The organism is Spongiactinospora rosea, from assembly GCF_003315795.1.
GTDB lineage: Bacteria > Actinomycetota > Actinomycetes > Streptosporangiales > Streptosporangiaceae > Spongiactinospora > Spongiactinospora rosea.
This window is the reverse complement of record NZ_QMEY01000005.1, coordinates 285427-303211: the sequence shown is the minus strand read 5'-3', so window position 1 is coordinate 303211 and position 17785 is coordinate 285427. Positions and strand designations below refer to the sequence as shown.

Annotated in this window: 18 protein-coding genes and 2 riboswitches; of the genes, 5 read left to right on the top strand and 13 right to left on the bottom strand. The window is 71.8% G+C overall.

All coding sequences use genetic code 11. The annotated features are described in order from the left end of the window. Window positions 1-100: 100 nt before the first annotated feature. Window positions 101-1516 carry an RNA polymerase sigma factor gene (locus DP939_RS15585; RefSeq protein ID WP_113981410.1) on the top strand — a complete coding sequence of 472 codons (1416 nt, stop codon included), beginning with the start codon at window positions 101-103 and terminating at the stop codon, window positions 1514-1516. Between the two features lie 81 nt (window positions 1517-1597). Here DP939_RS15585 and DP939_RS15580 read toward each other — a convergent pair whose 3' ends face one another. Further along, complete coding sequence (locus DP939_RS15580) at window positions 1598-2002, bottom strand: hypothetical protein (protein WP_113981409.1); 405 nt, start codon at window positions 2000-2002, stop codon at window positions 1598-1600. A 143-nt stretch (window positions 2003-2145) separates the two neighbouring features. Here DP939_RS15580 and DP939_RS15575 point away from each other — a divergent pair, with 143 nt between their 5' ends. Continuing rightward, window positions 2146-2730: a TetR family transcriptional regulator gene (locus DP939_RS15575; RefSeq protein WP_113981408.1), complete on the top strand. Its 585-nt coding sequence runs from the start codon at window positions 2146-2148 to the stop codon at window positions 2728-2730. A gap of 333 nt (window positions 2731-3063) precedes the next feature. Continuing rightward, window positions 3064-3261, top strand: coding sequence for a DUF5999 family protein (locus DP939_RS15570; protein ID WP_113981407.1), 198 nt, complete (start codon window positions 3064-3066; stop codon window positions 3259-3261). A gap of 57 nt (window positions 3262-3318) precedes the next feature. Here the strand turns inward: DP939_RS15570 and DP939_RS15565 are convergent, their stop codons facing one another. After that, entirely contained in the window at window positions 3319-3948 is a 630-nt protein-coding gene (locus DP939_RS15565; protein WP_113981406.1) for an alpha/beta hydrolase family protein, read from the bottom strand. Between the two features lie 130 nt (window positions 3949-4078). Here DP939_RS15565 and DP939_RS15560 point away from each other — a divergent pair, with 130 nt between their 5' ends. Beyond that, entirely contained in the window at window positions 4079-4462 is a 384-nt protein-coding gene (locus tag DP939_RS15560) for a hypothetical protein (RefSeq protein WP_113981405.1), read from the top strand. Between the two features lie 36 nt (window positions 4463-4498). On the opposite strand, the gene DP939_RS15555 is transcribed toward DP939_RS15560, so the two are convergent. The 8 genes from DP939_RS15555 to DP939_RS15520 all read right to left on the bottom strand — a co-directional run bounded on the left by DP939_RS15555 (window position 4499) and on the right by DP939_RS15520 (window position 14561). Continuing rightward, a complete protein-coding gene (locus tag DP939_RS15555) occupies window positions 4499-5296 on the bottom strand; it encodes a tetratricopeptide repeat protein (RefSeq protein ID WP_113981404.1) in 798 nt (265 codons plus the stop codon). Window positions 5297-5385: 89 nt separating this feature from the next. Next, complete coding sequence (gene gcvP, locus DP939_RS15550; RefSeq protein WP_113981403.1) at window positions 5386-8241, bottom strand: aminomethyl-transferring glycine dehydrogenase; 2856 nt, start codon at window positions 8239-8241, stop codon at window positions 5386-5388. A gap of 51 nt (window positions 8242-8292) precedes the next feature. Beyond that, a riboswitch (glycine riboswitch) is annotated at window positions 8293-8415 on the bottom strand. Next, window positions 8416-8523, bottom strand: a riboswitch (glycine riboswitch). It lies immediately after the preceding riboswitch. Between the two features lie 119 nt (window positions 8524-8642). After that, a complete protein-coding gene (locus DP939_RS15545; protein WP_111168370.1) occupies window positions 8643-9260 on the bottom strand; it encodes a MerR family transcriptional regulator in 618 nt (205 codons plus the stop codon). A 153-nt stretch (window positions 9261-9413) separates the two neighbouring features. Further along, a complete protein-coding gene (locus DP939_RS15540) occupies window positions 9414-9884 on the bottom strand; it encodes a bifunctional nuclease family protein (protein WP_113981402.1) in 471 nt (156 codons plus the stop codon). Between the two features lie 136 nt (window positions 9885-10020). Then, complete coding sequence (gene ftsR / locus DP939_RS15535; protein WP_113981401.1) at window positions 10021-10701, bottom strand: transcriptional regulator FtsR; 681 nt, start codon at window positions 10699-10701, stop codon at window positions 10021-10023. Then, entirely contained in the window at window positions 10698-11207 is a 510-nt protein-coding gene (locus DP939_RS15530) for an FHA domain-containing protein (protein WP_113981400.1), read from the bottom strand. The genes ftsR and DP939_RS15530 overlap by 4 nt, the downstream gene beginning before the upstream one ends. Window positions 11208-11459: 252 nt before the next feature. Continuing rightward, window positions 11460-13961 carry a mannose-1-phosphate guanyltransferase gene (locus tag DP939_RS15525; RefSeq protein ID WP_113981399.1) on the bottom strand — a complete coding sequence of 834 codons (2502 nt, stop codon included), beginning with the start codon at window positions 13959-13961 and terminating at the stop codon, window positions 11460-11462. Between the two features lie 3 nt (window positions 13962-13964). Beyond that, the gene (locus DP939_RS15520; protein ID WP_225878267.1) at window positions 13965-14561 is read right to left on the bottom strand and encodes a CDP-alcohol phosphatidyltransferase family protein; all 597 of its coding nucleotides are present in this window, start codon (window positions 14559-14561) and stop codon (window positions 13965-13967) included. A 132-nt stretch (window positions 14562-14693) separates the two neighbouring features. Between DP939_RS15520 and DP939_RS15515 the strand changes: the two genes are divergently transcribed. Continuing rightward, complete coding sequence (locus DP939_RS15515; RefSeq protein WP_113981397.1) at window positions 14694-15290, top strand: class I SAM-dependent methyltransferase; 597 nt, start codon at window positions 14694-14696, stop codon at window positions 15288-15290. Window positions 15291-15297: 7 nt separating this feature from the next. Here the strand turns inward: DP939_RS15515 and DP939_RS15510 are convergent, their stop codons facing one another. From DP939_RS15510 to DP939_RS15500, 3 genes are all read right to left on the bottom strand, one after another. Next, window positions 15298-16095: an enoyl-CoA hydratase/isomerase family protein gene (locus tag DP939_RS15510; protein WP_113981396.1), complete on the bottom strand. Its 798-nt coding sequence runs from the start codon at window positions 16093-16095 to the stop codon at window positions 15298-15300. A 26-nt stretch (window positions 16096-16121) separates the two neighbouring features. Next, window positions 16122-16817, bottom strand: coding sequence for a gamma-glutamyl-gamma-aminobutyrate hydrolase family protein (locus DP939_RS15505; RefSeq protein WP_113981395.1), 696 nt, complete (start codon window positions 16815-16817; stop codon window positions 16122-16124). 145 nt (window positions 16818-16962) lie between these two features. Continuing rightward, the gene (locus DP939_RS15500; RefSeq protein ID WP_225878266.1) at window positions 16963-17589 is read right to left on the bottom strand and encodes a CGNR zinc finger domain-containing protein; all 627 of its coding nucleotides are present in this window, start codon (window positions 17587-17589) and stop codon (window positions 16963-16965) included. Between the last annotated feature and the right edge of the window lie 196 nt (window positions 17590-17785).

Below are 17785 nucleotides of genomic sequence, written 5' to 3'. Positions count from 1 at the left end.
GTTATTGATACTGGTGCGCAGAGCGGCGCGCGTCCGCCCCACCCACACCAGCCATTCCCACGCCTGCGGGTCTTCGACGCCTTGGAGGAGGTGCCCTCACATGCCCAGGACCGCCGTGGCCGCCGCGCAAGTGGCCGCCCCGCCGACCCTCGATCTACTGCTCTCCCGGGGGCGAGCACAGGGTCGGCTCTCCCTCGCTGAACTGCGCGACGCGTTCGCGCAGGCCGGACTGACCCCGGCCGAGGGCAGGTCCGTCCTGCGCGAACTGACCGAGGCCGGTGTCAGTCTCGGCACTGACGACGAGCCCGCCGCGACGGCGAAGACCGCCCGGACCACCCGCAAGCGGGCCACCACCACCCGCAGGCGTACGACCAGGCCCGCGCAGGGCCCCGGCGAGGGCGACATCGGGACGACCGCCACGCTGCCCGGTCAGCGCCGCAAGCCCGCCAAGGCCGTCAAGCCCGTCAAGTCCGCCGAAGAGGCCCAGGAGCCCGGCGAGGACTGGCTGGAGCCCGCTCCCGGTGAGGCCGCAGACGCCGAGACCGCGCAGATCACCGCCGAGGCCGACACCGAGGCCGAGTCCGCCGATCTCGACGACCAGTCCTCCGTCATCGGCGACTCGGTCCACACCTACCTCAAGTCGATCGGCCGCCGGACCCTGCTCACCGCGGCCGAAGAGGTCGAGCTCGCCAAGCGCATCGAGGCCGGCCTGTACGCCGAGCACAAGCTGGAGAGCGACCCGTCCCTCACCGACGAGCAGCGCGTCGAGCTGGAGTGGGTCTACCGCGACGGCAAGCGCGCCAAGGACCACATGCTGGAGGCCAACCTCCGGCTGGTCGTGTCCGTGGCCAAGAAGTACACCGACCGCGGCATGGCCCTGCTCGACGTCGTCCAGGAGGGCAACCTCGGCCTGATCCGGGCCGTGGAGAAGTTCGACTACACCAAGGGCTACAAGTTCTCCACCTACGCCATGTGGTGGATCCGCCAGGCCATCCAGCGCGGCTTCGCCGACTCGGCCCGCACGATCCGCCTGCCCGTCCACGTACTGGAGCTGCTGTCCAAGCTCTCCAGGATCGAACGCGACATGCACCAGCGCCTCGGCCGTGAGCCCACGCCCGAGGAGCTGGCGGTGGAGATGGACAAGACCCCCGACCAGATCGAGGAACTGCTGCGGACCAGCCGCCAGCCGATCAGCCTCAACGCCACCATCGGCGAGGACGGCGAGACGACCATCGGCGACCTCATCGAGGACACCGACTCCCCGGAGGCCTCGGAGGTCATCGACCGGCAGTTGCTGGCCGACCAGTTGCGCGGCGTGCTCGGCAACCTGACGCCGCGCGAGGCGAAGATCATGGCGCTGCGGTTCGGCCTCGTGGACGGCAAGCCGCACACCCTCGACGAGATCGGCAAGCACCTCGGCCTGACCCGCGAGCGCATCCGCCAGCTCGAAAAGGAGTCGCTGTCCAAGCTGCGGCACCCGAGCAACGCGCGGCCGCTGCTGGACTGGGCGAGCTGACCGCGACAGCGTAAGAAGAAGGGCCGGGTGGGCGATGCCCACCCGGCCCTTCCACGTCGTCTCAGAGGCGAGCGGCCCTGATCAGGACGAGACCGCGGCGGGCGCCGGGCGGGGCAGCTTCACGATGCCGGTGAGGCGGTGCTCCTCGCGGAGGGTGCGCAGGCTCTCGACCTCGGTCACCCACTTCGCGCCCTGCGGCGTCGCCCGCCCCTTGCGCCGGGCGATGCGGTCGTCGTACGCCTTGACCCCGAGGGTCGCCCGCAGCGTGGCCTCGGCCGCGCGCAGCGCCTCCGTCAGGGCCTCGTCGAGGGCCACCCCGGCGGCGCGCAGCCGCTCCTGTGAGGCGTGGGCGGCCTGCAGCCGCCGAAGCTCGTTCTCGGCCTCACGGGCCTTCTCAAGGAGCCGGGGAAAGCTCTCGCCGACCTCCTGGTCGGCGTGGAACCGGACCTCCGCCTCCCGGCTCACACGCGGCCGGAAGAACGCCATCGCTGATCCTCCCCCTTTCGCCGGACGAACCGGATCCTGTGGTCGCTGTCGTGGAAACCATATCGCCCCCACCAGGGATCGGGGACGACCGTCCCGCGCGTTGCCCTTTACATAGTAAGGCATCGGTTGGCAGGATGATCGCCATGCCCGCCAAACGACCGCCCGTCCCGCTCTCCCGGGAGCGCATCATCGACGCCGCCCTCCACCTGGCCGACGCCCAGGGCCTGCGCCGCCTGACCATGCGCAGGCTCGGCGACGCCCTCGAAGTGGAGGCGATGGCCATCTACCACCACATGCCGGGGGGCAAGGAGGCGCTGCTGGACGCCCTGGCCCAGCACGTGACGACCGTGAGCGTCGAGGCCGGCGAGCGCGCCGCATGGCAGGACATCGCCGCGGTCTGGTGCCGCGCGGCCCGCGCGGCCCTGCTGGCCCATCCCGGCGTACTGGCCCTGGCCATGACCAAGCCGCCGCGCGGCAGCGCCGCCACGGCGATCAGGGAGCAGACCGAGCAGCTCCGGGAGGCCGGCCTGGCCGCGCCCGGCGAGGCGGTGCGGGCGATGCGGGCCTACGTGTTCGGCAGTGTCGCGGTGGAGCTGCAGCACACCGGCTGGGCCGATCCCAAGGCCCCCGAGCCCGGCCCCGACCCCGATGGCGAGGCCGCCTTCGAACGCGGCCTGGCGGCCCTGCTGACCGGCCTGGCGGCGGGGGGCACCACCGGCGCGGCCTGAACCCCCCGGGGTCCGCCTGCGGGCCCGGTTCCGGACGTGTTATACAACGTTTACGCGCCCGGCGGCGTGTCGATCCACGCCCGTTATCAGGCATAAGGCACGCTGGGTGGCAGGAGCCCGCAATAGGCGCTAACCACCCACCCGCGGTCCGGAACCGTCCAAACGGGCTATGTCGCCGGAACAGAAGCAGAGCGCACACTGTTTCTGCCAATGTGTGGTAGACCACAGTGTGTGGTTCGCCACACGTCAACCCCAATCGCTCGCCCATCGTCGGAGGGGAGAGGAACCATCCGGTTCCGGCGAGCCGACCGATGAGATCCGGAGGCACCTCCGATGTGCCCGCACGAACCGTGTTGTCCCACTGCCGAGGCAGCGGACCGAGAGGCCGCGCGCACCGTCGCCGCCCACCCCGAGCAGGGGTGGAGCCTGCTGTGCAACGGCGTAGTGCTGTTCGAGGACACCGGTGAGCTGCTGCCCAGCGGGGCCGCCATCGACCCGCATCGTCCCACCCCGCTGATGGGCGCCGCCTGAAGGCCGCCGGTCCTCCCCCGCAGCATCACCGTCCCCGGGGGAAGGGACGGCGGGCGTTCAGCCCACCCGGCCGCCCGTGAGAGCGGCCGGCCGGTCACGCAGCCACTGCGCCACGATCGCACCCACCCTGCCCGGGTCCTTGCGAAGGTCGTGATTCTCCCCGGCCAGTACCACCAGCCGGGCGGCGTCCGCCTCCTCCGGCACCCCGAAGGGGTCGCGGTCGCCGTTCACCACCAGCACGTCCACTCCCGCGCCGCGCAGCTCGTCCGCGCGGGAGCGTTCCGGCCTGCCCGGAGGGTGCAGCGGGAAGGCCAGCGCGACCACCGAGTCCGCGCCCACCGCGCCCGCCGTACGGCAGGCCACCCGCGCGCCGTTGCTGCGCCCGCCCTGCACCAGCGGCAGCCCCGGATAACGGTCGCGCAGCCCGGCGACGACCTGCGTCCACGCCTCGTCCTGGCGGGCCGCCGAGCCGGGCGCGCGGCGTCCGGCCAGCCGGAACGGCTGCGTCACCCGTGCGACCACCGCGCCGAGCCCCAGCGCCGCCTCTCGCACGGCCAGCAGGTCGGGGGCGTCCACTCCCCCGGCCGACCCGTGCGTGAGCACCAGCAGCAGCCTGGGCGGCCCGGCGGGCTCCGTCAGGTCCACCCGCGCCGGGCCCTGACCGGTCTCGACCTGTGTCTCCTCCATGACCTGCAACGTTAGCCCCCCGCCCGGGCGCGGGTGACCACGTCCGCGATCAACGCGTCATCCTGCGGCACGACGCTTTTCCATCCATTCGGCCGATGAACCGGCGCACCGGCGTGGCTAGATTGGGGACGTGCCGGAGAACACGCTGCCGCGCGACGAGATGCGCGCCACCATCGAAGCCCGCAGGGACCTCGGTCCCGACTATGACTCCGCGCTGGTCGAATCGTTCCTCGACAAGGTGGACGACGCGATCGCGGCGCGGATCCACAACGAGCTCGACGCCCGCATGGGGCCGCCGCCCGCCCCGATGCCACCGCCGCCGCACGTCCCCTACGCGCCCTATCCGGAGCCGCCCAGGGGCCGCAACAGCCAGATGTGGCTGGCGCTCGGCACGCTGGCCCTGGGCATCCCGCTCGGCGCCATCGGGGCGGGCACGGCGGGGTTCTTCGGTTTCGCGCTCGTGCTGATGGCGATCGTCCTGGTCAACGTCATGGCGAACCTGCCCAGGCGCTGACCCCGGGCTCCCCCGCCGCCCCGGCGCGCGGAGTCCTCACATGTCGCGGTCCAGGCGCTCGCGCACCAGCGCGGCGAGCCCTTCGTCGGCGTGCTGGAGGCCGTAGGACCACACCTGCTCGGCGTCCTCGCGCCGGTCGCGCAGCGGGAGTGTACGGGCCAGCAGCTCGATGGCCAGGGCGCCGGTCTCGGCGTCGGCCCCCAGCTCCACCGCGCCGGCGAACTCGGCGCAGGCGAGGTCCAGGTGGGCGATGCCGAGGAGCACCCGCAGCGGCGCGGAGTCGCCGCCGTGCGGCGCGTCGAGCGCGGCCAGCACCACATCGGCGGCCTCTCCCGGCTCGCCGCGTTCCAGGAGCAGCTCGGCCAGCCACCGCGCGGCCCGCGCGCCGATCTCGGGGTCCTCGCCGGCGATCGCCGCGCGCAGCTCGTCCTCCGCCTCGACCGCGTCGCCCCTGCGGGTGGCCAGCCTGGCCAGCGCCAGATGCGCGATCGGCAGGTAGCCGGCGGTGCCCAGGCCGAGCACCGCCTGCCAGGCGGCCCTGGCCTGGTCCACGCGCCCCTCGCGCTCGAAACTGCCCGCCAGGTGGCAGGCGGCCTGCGCGGCGAACTCCGGATGCCCGGTGGCCAGCGCCGTACGGGCCGCCGCCCGGGACTCCTCGACCTCCCCGCGCTCGGCGAGCACCACGGCCAGGCCGACGGCCGCCTGCGCGCGGTCGGGGCCGTCAGGGTCGGCGGCCAGCTCGGCGAAGATCCGGGCCGAGCCGTCGAGATCACCGCTCTCGGCCAGTTGCCGAGCGGTCTCCAGGGCGGGGGCGTCGAGCTCCGGGGGGGTCATCACGCTCCTTCACCGATGATCGAACAGCCTAACGGCCGTCGTCCCTCCCGTCCCGCGACATGCCGAGAGCGGTGGTGTCCGGTATGCGACTATGACTCGTAGGCGCTCAACGGCGGGCAGGAGCAGACCAGGTTGCGGTCACCGTAGGCCTGGTCGATCCGGCGCACCGGCGGCCAGTACTTCCCCTCACGCAGCCAGGGCAGCGGGTAGGCGGCCACCGAACGCGAGTAGGGGTGCGCCCAGTCGTCCTCAATCAGGCAGTCGGCGGTGTGCGGGGCGTTGCGCAGCGGGTTGTCGGCCCGGTCGTACTCCCCGGAGGCGACCTTGGCGATCTCCTCCCTGATCGCGATCATGGCCTCGCAGAAGCGGTCCAGCTCCGCGAGGTTCTCGCTCTCGGTGGGCTCGATCATCAGCGTGCCCGCCACCGGGAAGGACATGGTCGGCGCGTGGAACCCGTAGTCCATCAGCCGCTTGGCCACGTCGTCCACGGTGATGCCGGTCTCCTTGGTGATCTGCCGCAGGTCGATGATGCACTCGTGGGCGACCAGCCCGCCGCGGCCGGTGTAGAGCACCGGGTAGTGCGGGGCGAGCCTGCGGGCCAGGTAGTTGGCCGACAGGATGGCCTGCTCGGTGGCGGCCTTGAGGCCGTCGGCGCCCATCATCCTGATGTAGGCCCAGGAGATCGGCAGGATCCCGGCCGAGCCGAAGGGCGCGGCGGACACCGGCCCGACGCCCGAGCCGTCGCGCAGCGGGTGCCCGGGCAGGTAGTCGGCCAGGTGAGCGCCGACCGCGATCGGGCCGACGCCCGGCCCGCCGCCGCCGTGCGGGACGCAGAACGTCTTGTGCAGGTTGAGGTGGGAGACATCGGCGCCGAACTCGCCCAGCTTGGCCAGCCCGACCAGCGCGTTGAGGTTGGCGCCGTCGACGTAGACCTGCCCGCCCGCCTCGTGCACCTTGGCGCAGACCTCGGTGATGGACTCCTCGTACACGCCGTGCGTGGACGGGTAGGTCACCATGATCGCCGACAGCCGGTCGCGGTGCTCGGCGATCTTGGCGTCGAGGTCGGCCACGTCGATGTTGCCCTCGGAGTCGCAGGCCACCACGACGACCCGCATGCCCGCCATGACGGCGCTGGCGGCGTTGGTGCCGTGCGCCGAGGAGGGGATCAGGCAGACGTCGCGGTGGTCGTCGCCGGCCGCGCGGTGGTAGCCGCGGATGGCCAGCAGCCCGGCGTACTCGCCCTGGGAGCCCGCGTTGGGCTGCAGCGACACCGCGTGGTAGCCGGTCACCTCGGCCAGCCAGCCCTCAAGGGAGCGGATCAGCGCGAGGTAGCCCTCGGCCTGCTCCTCCGGGACGTAGGGGTGCATGCCGCCGAACTCGGGCCAGGTGATGGGCTCCATCTCGGTGGCCGCGTTGAGCTTCATGGTGCAGGAGCCGAGCGGGATCATCGACCGGTCCAGGGCGATGTCCTTGTCCTGGAGCCTGCGCAGGTAGCGCATCATGGCGGTCTCGGAGCGGTGGGTGTGGAACACCGGGTGGGCGAGGAACGGCGAGGTGCGCGCCAGGCCGGCGGGCAGGGCGTCGCCGGAGGCCGCGGCCGGGCTCTCGGCGGCCAGGCCGAACGCGCCGAGCACGGCGGCCAGGTCGGCCTCGGTGGTGGTCTCGTCGCAGGCGATGCCCACGTGGTCGGGCCCGGCCTGGCGGAGGTTGACCCCGCGCTCCACGGCGGCGGCCACGACGCGGGCGGCCCCGCCGGGCACCTTGGCCAGCACGGTGTCGAAGAAGCTCTCGTGGACCACCTCGACGCCGCCGGCGCGCAGGGCGCCGGCGAGGGCGACGGCGTGCCGGTGCGTGCGCCGCGCGATCCTGGTCAGCCCCTCGGGGCCGTGGTAGACGGCGTACATCCCGGCGATCACGGCGAGCAGCACCTGGGCGGTACAGATGTTGCTGGTCGCCTTCTCCCTGCGGATGTGCTGCTCGCGGGTCTGGAGGGCGAGGCGGTAGGCGGTACGGCCGTCGGAGTCCTGGGAGACGCCGACGAGCCTGCCGGGAAGCTGGCGGGCCAGGCGCTCGCGCACCGCCATGTACGCCGCGTGCGGGCCGCCGAACCCGAGCGGCACGCCGAACCGCTGGGTGGAGCCGACCGCGATGTCCGCGCCCTGCTCCCCCGGCGAGGTCAGCAGGGTCAGGGCCAGCAGGTCGGCCGCGGCCACCACCAGGGCGCCCGCGGCGTGGGCGCGCTCGGCCAGCCCGGCGAACCCGGCCACCCGGCCGCTCGCCCCCGGATACTGGACCAGCACGCCGAAACACTCCGGCAGCTCACCGCCGAGGTCGGCCTCCACCAGCTCGATGCCGAGCGGTTCGGCGCGGGTGCGCAGCACCGCCTTGGTCTGCGGCAGCGCGTCGGCGTCGACCACGAAGACCCCGCTCTTGGCCCGACCGGCCCGGCGGGCCAGCGTCATGGCCTCGGCGGCGGCGGTGGCCTCGTCCAGCAGCGACGCGCCCGCCACGTCGAGGCCGGTGAGGTCGGACACCATCGTCTGGAAGTTGATCAGCGCCTCCAGCCGGCCCTGGGAGATCTCCGGCTGATAGGGGGTGTAGGCGGTGTACCAGCCGGGGTTCTCCAGCAGGTTGCGGCGGATCACCGCGGGCGTCTCGGTGTCGTGGTAGCCCAGCCCGATCATCGGGGTGAGCACCCGGTTGCGGTCCGCCAGCGCGCGAAGCTCGGCGATGGCCTCGCGCTCGCTCGCCGCGGCGGGGAGATTCAGCCGGTCCTTGGCCCTGATCGACTCGGGCACGGCCATCGCGATCAGGTCGTCGATGCCGGAGTAGCCGACGGTCGTGAGCATGTGCGCCCGCTCGTCCGGGGAGGGCCCGACATGGCGGGTCTCGAACGGCGGCGCGGCCAGGTCGGCGTGGGGGTCGAGCGGGGACAGATCGGTCATGTGGAGCCTCCCGATGCGGTGGAGACCGGCGCAGGGCGCGGGCGTATGCCGGACTCCCCCTCTGTCATCGCGGCGCGTCAGCCGCGACCTGAGAGCTTCACCCCTGTGGCTCGAACGGGGGTTTGCACCGTCGGTGAGGCGCGTCTGGCGAACGCGCCCGCTTTCCAGAGTTGCCTCGCCCGTGCGGTACGGGTGCCTGAGAGATTCCGGGGAGGTTGCTCCTTCGGCGCCCCGGACCCGCACCGAAAGGTGCCGGCTCGGGGACTCTCCCGCACAGGGTCGTCGGCCTTCGAAGTAAAGGCTACCCCGTATCGCCGCGGCGATCCCACCCGCCGCTCCCGCAAGGCCCCGTCACGGTCGTGCCGTGTCACCCCGGAGGGCCTTCGCCGCGGTCAGGCCGCTCAGCCGGTCTTGCGGGCCTTGCGGCGCCGCGCCAGCTCGTCGTTCGGATGCTCATCGAGGCCCGGGGCGGCCTCGGCGCGTTCCCCCGGCAGCTCCGCCAGGGACCCCTCGACCTCTCGCCAGACCCGCCCGAGGGCGATCCCGAAAACGCCCTGCCCGCCCTGCAGCAGGTCGATCACCTCGTCGGCGGAGGTGCACTCGTAAACGCTGACCCCGTCGCTCATCAGCGTGATCTGCGCCAGGTCGGGGACGCCCCGGTCGCGCAGGTGTTGCACGGCGGTGCGGATCTGCTGCAGCGACACCCCGGTGTCAAGGAGCCGCTTCACCACCTTGAGCACGAGAATGTCACGGAAACTGTAGAGCCGCTGCGAGCCCGAGCCGTGCGCGGCTCTTATTCCGGGCTCCACCAGCCCCGTACGCGCCCAGTAGTCCAGCTGCCGGTAGGTGATTCCGGCTGCCGCGCAGGCGGTGGGACCGCGATACCCGATGTCGGCGGGCAACGCCGTGGGCCGCTCATCGAAGAGCAGGCCCTGTTCACCGGCACGTTGACGCGCGTTCTCGCGCCGTCCCGGATCATCCTGGCCGGCTGTCTTGCCCTCGCCGCTGCTGACCGCCACTGCGGACCTCCGGCTTTCTCTCATCCCGCGGTCTGATCTGGGGGTTCGTGAATTACAACCGCAGGGTTCACTTGCACCGTAGGACCGTGGTCATTCACAGTCAACGATCCCGCTCGGCGCGTCGTGAAGCGCTACAAACCATCTCACCCGGCCTCACCCTGCACGGCCGAAATCCTCAGGGCTGATCGTGTCGAGGAACTCCCTGAACTTCTCCACCTCGTCCTCCTGGTCATCGGGGATGGTCACCCCGGCCTCCTGCACCACCTCCTCGCTGGCGAAGATCCGCGCACCGGTGCGCAGGGCGAGCGCGATGGAGTCGGAAGGCCGCGCGCTGACCTCGACGCCATTGGAGAAGACCAGGTCGGCGAAGAAGATGCCATCGCGCAGCGACACGATGTTCACCGTGCGCAATCCCACTCCGAGCGCGTCGAGCACGTCCCTGAAAAGATCATGCGTCAACGGCCGCGGAGGGGGCTCCTCGGCCTGGGCCATGGCAATCGCCGTGGCCTCCGTCATACCTATCCAAATCGGTAGATATCGCTCCCCGTGCGCCTCCTTGAGCAAGACGATCGGCTGGTTGGTGGGCATCTCGACCCGGACGCCCACGACCTCCATCTGCAACACGGGCTGCTCCGTATCCTTGTCGCGGGCCCCGCGCCGGCCGGACCGCCGCCGACGCCCGCTCACTGGTCAACCACTGGTGGTAGGTCACCGAAATTCAACGTAACACTCACCGGAGCCCGAATGGCGCGCCGGGAGGTCAACGTCCGAGAACCCCCCGAACCTGGGCCCGCACCAGCGCCGCGTGGATGTCCAGCAGCAGGCCGGACATCTCCCTGGCGGCCTCGTCGGCCCGGTCGATCGCGCCGGGGGCGCGGCGGCGCAGCAGCGGGGCCACGGCCTGTTCCACCAGGGCCACCTCGCGCTCGGCCGCGGCCCGGACCGCGCGCAGGTGACGGGCGTGCAGCCCGAACGCGGCCAGCCGGCCCACACTGCGGGCCACGGCGAGCGCGTCGGCGTCATAACGGCGGGCGACTGCGGCGACCAGCCCGAAGTCCTCCAGCTCGTTCAGCGTCTCCTCGTCGATGCCGGCGGCCGCGAGCAGCTCCCCCCGGTCGAGGCGTACCTCCTGGGTCCGCTGCGGCTCCTGCACCGCTCTGGGGCGCGTCTGGAGCCGGTCGTCGCGGTCGGCGGCCGCAAGGTGGTCCTTGATGACGCGCAGCGGCAGATAGCGGTCACGCTGCTCGGTGAGGATGTACCGCAGGCGCTCGACGTCGGCGTGGGTGAACTTGCGATAGCCGGAGGGGCTGCGCTGCGGCTCGATCAGCCCCTCGCCCTCCAGAAAGCGGATCTTGGAGACCGTGATGTCGGGGAACTCGCCCCGCAGCAGGGCGATGACGTCCCCGATGCTCATGTGCGACCGGGCGGCCTGCGCGCTCATGGCCCTCCAGCGCCCCTGGTGAGGAACACCAGGCGGAACTTGCCGATCTGCACCTCGTCTCCGCCGTGGAGCGGCACCTCTTCGATGCGCTCGCGGTTGACGTAGGTGCCGTTCAGGCTGCCGACGTCGCGCACCACGAAACCACCGGGGTGCAGATGGAACTCCGCATGTCTGCGTGACACCGAGATATCGTCCAGGAAGATGTCGCTGTCGGGGTGGCGACCCGCCGTGATCAGCTCGTGGCCGAGCATGAACCGGCTGCCCTGGTTGGGGCCGCGCATCACCACGAGCAACGCCTGGCCAGGGGGCAACTGCTCCACGGCCGCCCGCTCGGCGAGGAGCGCCTCCCCCGTCTCGGCCTCATATGCCTCGATGCCCGCGAGCGAGATCGTCGACGTGGTGTCGCCGGCCGTATCCGCTCGGGTCAGCGGCGACCCGCACCGCGAGCAGAATCGGGCATCCTCGGGGTTGGCATGACCGCACTGCGTGCAGTAGACGCTCGGCATCGATCGGCTCGGCCTCCTACCGCGAAGACGCGGTCACGGTGCTGACGGTGCGCGCCTCGCTCTTCGTTTCTCAAACGTTCCTCGGACTGCGAATGCCGCAACTTACGCTGATGAGACTCAAAGGTCAAGGCGGGCCGGACGGTGGGTTCGGACGGGACAAAGCTACCGCTGCGCACGCCTCTTGGTCCATGCCGCCGCGCCGTTCTGCATGATCGGCCCGCAATCGTGACAAGACCCCCAGCCGCCGCCGCGTCATGCGCCGGCGGCCCGCTCGACCACCCGTGCCCAGTGTTCGAGCAGGCTCTGCGCGGTGTCCATGTCGTGCGCCTCGGCCCACAGGTGGGTGACCGGCTCGCTGGGGTCGGGCAGCATGAGCGCCCAGCCCCCGTCGTCGTCCACGACCCTTACGCCGTCGGTGGTGTCGATGTGGTGGCCCTCGGCCGCCTCGATGACCGACCGCATCACCGCGCCCTTGGCCGCCCACGGCGTCGGCACGGTACGGCGGAGCAGCCTGGCCTCGGGGATCCGCGCGTCGATCCTGCTCAGCGACAGCCTGGTGCGCGCCACCAGCCCGAGCAGCCGCATGAAGACCGCGATCCCGTCCACGGTCGGCCCGAACTCCGGCACCACGAACCCGCCCCGGCCGTCGGCCGCGAAGACCATGCCCTGCCCCGCCGCGGCGCTGGTCAGCTCCTCCACGGCGGTCGCCGTCCACTGCACCTGCACGCCGTGGAACCGGCAGACCTGCTCGGCCACGCGGGTGGTCGTGACCGGCAGGGCGACCCGGCCGCCGCGGCGTTCGGCGGCCACCAGGTCCAGCACCACCAGCAGGGCCCGCTCCTCGCTGATGAGCTGGCCCTTCTCATCGACCAGGGCGACCCGCTCGCCGACCGGGTCGAACCGGACCCCGAACGCCGCCCGCGAGGAGGACACCAGCTCGGCCAGCCGCTGCAGGTCGCGGCGGCGCTCGGCCAGCGTCTCGGTCGGGGAGGCGTCGTCGAGCCGGGCGTTGACGGTCAGCACATCGACCCCGACCCGGCCCAGCAAGGTCGGCATGACCAGCGATGAGGTGCCGCCCGCGCAGTCGATCACCACCTTCATGTCCGCGCCCCGCACGCCGCTCATGTCCACGCAGCGCAGCAGCTCGTGGGCGTAGTCCTCCACGGCCCTGGCCGGGAAGCTCAGCTCGGCGATCTCGCCGGGGAAGGCCCGCCGGAACTCCTGGCGGGAGAAGACCCGCTCGACCTGCCGCTGCGCGCCCAGCGACAGGTCCGCGCCCTGGTCGTCGGTGAAGACGATGTCCACGCTCTGCGGGTCGCCCGAGGTGGTGCGCACGGCGATGCCGCCGACCGCGCCGGTCCGTGAGGTGTGGAAGCGCGCCACCGGCAGCGGGGCCGCCTCCAGGTCCAGTACGTCGATGGCCCCGGCGTTCAGCGCGCTCACCACCGCACGCTTCAGCGCCCTGGCGGCCCGCGAGGAGTCGCGTGAGGTGACCACCGAGGTGCCCTTCTTCAGGGTGGTGGCGTAGGCGCTGGCCAGCCGTACGCACAGCTCGGGGGTGATCTCGACGTTGACCAGGCCGCTCACGCCGCGCGGGCCGAACAGGCTGCGCTGGCCGCGCGACTCCCAGATGACGCTGGTGTTGACCACCGCGCCGGCCTCGATGGTCTTGAACGGGTAGATCTTCACTCCGGAGGAGACGTACGCCTCCGCCTCGATGATGCACTCGTCCCCGATGACCGCGCTCTCCTCGATCCGCGCGCCGGTCATCACGTCGGTGTTCTTGCCGATGACGCAACCGCGCAGGTTGGCGCTCGGCCCGATGTAGACGTTGTCGTGGACGACCGCGCGGTGCAGGAAGGCGCCCTCGCGCACGACCACGTTGCTGCCGAGCACGGAGTACTCCCGCAGCTCGGCCCCGGCCTCGACCTTGGCGTAGTCGCCGATGTAGAGGGGGCCCTTGAGCACGGCGTCGGCGTCCACCGAGGCGCCCTCGGCGACCCAGACGCCCGGCGACATCTCGAAGGCGCCGATGTCCAGCTTGACCCAACCGGACAGGGCGTCGCACTGGGCCTTGAGGTAGCTCTCGTGGGTGCCGATGTCCTCCCAGTAGCCGTCGGCGACGTAGCCGTACAGGGGGGCGCCGCGGTCGAGAAGGCGCGGAAAGACGTCGGCCGACCAGTCCACCGCCCGGCCGGTGTCCACCTCGTCCAGGACCTCGGGCTCCATCACGTAGATGCCGGTGTTGACGGTGTCGGAGAAGACCTGTCCCCAGGTGGGCTTCTCCAGGAAACGCTGGACCTTGCCCTGGTCGTCCACGATGACGATGCCGAACTCCAGCGGGTTGGGCACCCGTTTGAGGCCGATCGTCACCAGTGCCCCGTTGTCGCGGTGGAAGCGGATCATGTCGGTGAGGTCGATGTCGGTGAGGGCGTCGCCGGAGATCACCATGAAGCGGTCGTCGCGCAGCCTGTCCGCGGCGTTCTTCACGCTCCCCGCGGTGCCCAGCGGCATCTCCTCGGTCGCGTAGTAAAGGCTCATCCCCAGCTCCTCGCCGTCGCCGAAGTAGTTGCGGATGAGCGCGGCGAGGAACTGGACGGTGACGACCGTCTCGGTGAGCCCGTGCCTGCGCAGCAGGCGGAGCACGTGCTCCATGATCGGGCGGTTGACCACGGGGAGCAGGGGCTTGGGCTGGTTGGCGGTCATCGGCCGCAGCCGCGTCCCCTCCCCGCCTGCCATCACGACTGCCTTCACGGATCACCCCTTTTGTGCGGTCTTTGCTCCTTTTACGAGCTGGCGCACCTGTACCACATACAACGCTCCCGCCCACCAGTACAGACCTGTTCCCCAGATGGCGAACGCCCAGCCGAACACCGCGGCGGGGACCGAGTACCAGCCGGTGTGGGAGGCCAGGAACAACAGGGGGAACGCGTACAGCAGATTGGCCGTGGCCGCCTTGCCCAGGAAGTGGACGGGCAGCGCGGGGCCGTACCCCAGCCGGCGCAGGATCGGCGGCACGATCGCCAGGAGCAGCAGGTCGCGCAGCGGGATGCCCACCGCCAGCCACCAGGGGATGATCTCCCGCATGGCCAGCCCGAACAGCGTGGCCAGGATGTAGAGGCGGTCGGCCAGCGGGTCGAGGATGCGGCCGAGCCTGCTGGTCTGGTTCCAGGCGCGGGCGAGTTTGCCGTCCAGCCAGTCGGAGAACCCGGCGAGCGCGAGCAGCCCGATCGCCCAGGCGTCGGCCTTCGGGCCGAGCACCAGCCACAGGAAGACCGGCACACCGAGCAGGCGGGCCAGGCTCAGGGCGTTGGGGACCGTCCAGATGCGATCCTCGGCTGAATTCACGCTCACGGTGCCGACCCTACTGTTCGGCCTGCTGACGCGCGTGCGTGGCCCGCCGCCCGTCGTACGGCGAAGCGCCCGTGGCCCGATCGGCGCGGCCGGAACGCCATGTCCGGTCCCCGGAGTCGATACCCTCATGCCATGCGCCGCGACGCCGCCCTCTTCCTGACACAGTTCGTGCGGTCCCCCGCCCTCGTGGGCGCGGTCGCGCCCAGTTCTCGGGCGCTGGCCCGCAGTGTCACCGCCCCCGTCCCCGAGACCGGCGACCCCGTGGTGGTCGAGCTGGGCCCCGGCACGGGCCCGTTCACCGCCGAGATCCAGCAGCGGCTCGGCGGCCGCGGCCACCACCTGGCCGTGGAGATCAACGAGCCGATGGCCCGGCGGCTGATCGGCCGCTACCCCGGCGTGGACGTCGCCATCGCCGACGCCGCGTCGCTGCCCACACTGCTGGCCGAACGCGGCCTCGGCCAGGCCGACGTGATCGTCAGCGGGCTGCCCTGGGCGGCGTTCTCCCGGGCGCTGCAGCTCCGGCTGCTGTCGGCCGTGCTCAAGTCGATGACGCCGGAGGCGGCGTTCACCACGTTCGCCTACGTGCACGCCCTGCCGCTGTCCCCGGCGCAGAGGTTCCGCAGGCTGCTGAACGACACCTTCGAGGAGGTCGTGCCGGGCCGCACGGTGTGGGGCAACCTGCCGCCCGCCTTCGTCTACACCGCCCGCCGCCCGCGTTCCGTGGACTGACGCCGGGTCAGCCCCGCCGGAAGTCCGGCGGGCGCTTCTCGCGCACGGCCCGCACGCCCTCGCCGATGTCCGGCCCGGTGAACCCGAGGAACTCCAGCGCGAGCGAGGCGTCGAAGGCCGGGCCCGCCTGGCGGAGCCAGTTGTTCAGCGCGTACTTCGTCAGGCGGATCGCCTCGGCCGGGCCCTCGGCCAGGCGGACCGCCACCGCCAGCGCCCGCTCGTGCACCTCGTCGTCATCGGCGCACAGGCTCACCAGCCCCATCCGCTCGGCCTGCTCGCCGGTGACCGGCTCGCACAGCAGCAGGTGGTACTTCGCCTTGGCCATGCCGCACAGCAACGGCCAGATGATCGCCGCGTGGTCGCCCGCCGCCACGCCGAGCCGGGTGTGCCCGTCGATGATGCGGGCCCCGCGCGCGGCCACCGAGACGTCGGCGAGCAGCGCCACGGCCAGACCCGCGCCCACCGCGGGCCCCTGGATGGCCGAGACGATCGGCTTGGAGCAGTTGATCACGTTGTAGACGATGTCGCGGGCCTCGCCCAGGATGCGCATCCTGGTGGCGTGGTCGCGGGTCATCTCCTCGATCATGGAAAGGTCGCCGCCGGCGGAGAACGCCTCGCCCTCGCCTCTGATCAGCACGGCCCGCACGGAGTCGTCGGCGTCCACGTCCCGCCAGATCCCGGCAAGCTCGCGGTGGCCGGTCATGTCCACGGCGTTGCGCCTGCGCGGCTCGCTGATCACGATCCGCAGCACGCCGTCGGCCGCCCAGTCGATCTTCAGACGCTCGTACCCGCCGAAGCCCGTCACGGTCGAACCCTAGCAACCACCCGCTCTCAGGGCCGGGCCGCGTCCACCAGGGCCTCGAAGACGCGGTTGTCCTCGCCGCGCTCGGGGTGCCACTGCACGCCCACGCCGAACCGGTGCCCCTGCAACTCCACGCCCTCGACGATCTGGTCATCGGCCCAGGCCACGGCGAGCAGCCCGCTGCCGAGCCGCTTGACCGCCTGCCGGTGCGGCGCGCTCACCTCGATCCGGTCGCCGATCGCCTTGCCGAGCCTGCTGGACACGCTGACCTGGATGACGTGCGGGGTCTGGGCCTCGTGCCGCTCGTGCCCGACCGCCTCGGGCAGCCGTCCGATCAGGCTGCCGCCCTGGGCGACGTTGAGGACGTGCATGCCCCGGGCGATCGCCAGCACCGGGACGTCGGCCTCCACGGCGGCGCGGGCGAGGGCCAGCTCGAACCGGTCGCGGTGCGGCTGAAGGTCCTCGGCGTCGGCGGCGTCCTCGGCGGGGGGCTCGCCGTACAGGGTGGGGTCGATCGCGGTCCCGCCCGCGAGTACCAGGCCGTCCAGGCCCCGGACGTAGTCCTCGGCCAGGTCGGGGCGCAGGGGTGGCACCACGACCGGGGCTCCGCCCGCCTTCGTCACCGCCTTCCCGTAGGAGGGGGGCGACAACACCGCCTCACGAACCCAGACGCCCCAGCGGGCGGCTTCGAGGTAGGCGGTGATACCGATGAGCGGTCGGGACATGCGTTCTCCAGGGGAATGCGCGAGGTCGTACCCGCCCGGCGCCGGGCGAACCCACCCCATTCCAGCGACTATCTCATCATTGCGCACACTATTTCGGGCATGTCACAGATCTCGGATATCAGTCCCGTCACTTCCGGCACACCCGTCACGCGCGGCCACGATGCGCCCGCACCTTGTGGCGATTGCCGCAGTGCTCCATCGCGCACCAGCGGCGACGGCCGGGCCGGGAGGTGTCCACGAAGATCAGGTGACAGTTGTCCGAGGCGCACTCACGCACCCGCCCGGCGGCGGGCCCGGTGAACAGCTCCACCGCATCACGAGCCACACTGGCCAGCACCCGCTCCCCGGTGATCGGCCCGCCCCAGCCGAAATCGCCACCGGGTTCGATGCGCGGCGCCAGCGACGGCACGGCGGCCATCGCATTGACGATCTCCACATCCGGCCCTTGCCCGGGGGCGGCCGGTTCGGAGGGCGGTCGAAGGGCGGCGGTCTCCTCGCGGACGTGGGCCGACGTGAGGCGCCACAGGGCGTCCCTCAGTGCCCTGGCGCGCTCCACGTCGGCCGGTCCGGCCTCTACCAGCGCGGGATCCACCCGCAGCCGTGAGCGGCCCGCCCAGGCCGCGAGATCGGCCGGTGTGTGCAGCACTTCGTACCGTGCCCACCGCCCCGGCCCGCCGGTGGGCAGCAGCTCCAGGCACAACGCCCCCGGATCGAACCGGTAGGCGACGCCCTCCCTGGTGTGCAGGATCAGCCCCGCCACGTACTCCGTCACGTAACCACAATAAATGGTTACACCAAGCCCCATCCGCCCGGCACCTGGGCCGCCTGGGCCGCCTGGGCCGCGCGTGGGGCCAGGAAAGACCGGACGGCATAAGCAATTGTGAATTTTATTCTCACAAATATTCACCCTCCCGATTACGCCAGATATTTCGATAGGCCCCTTGTCCGGGTCCGTCCGGAGTGTCACA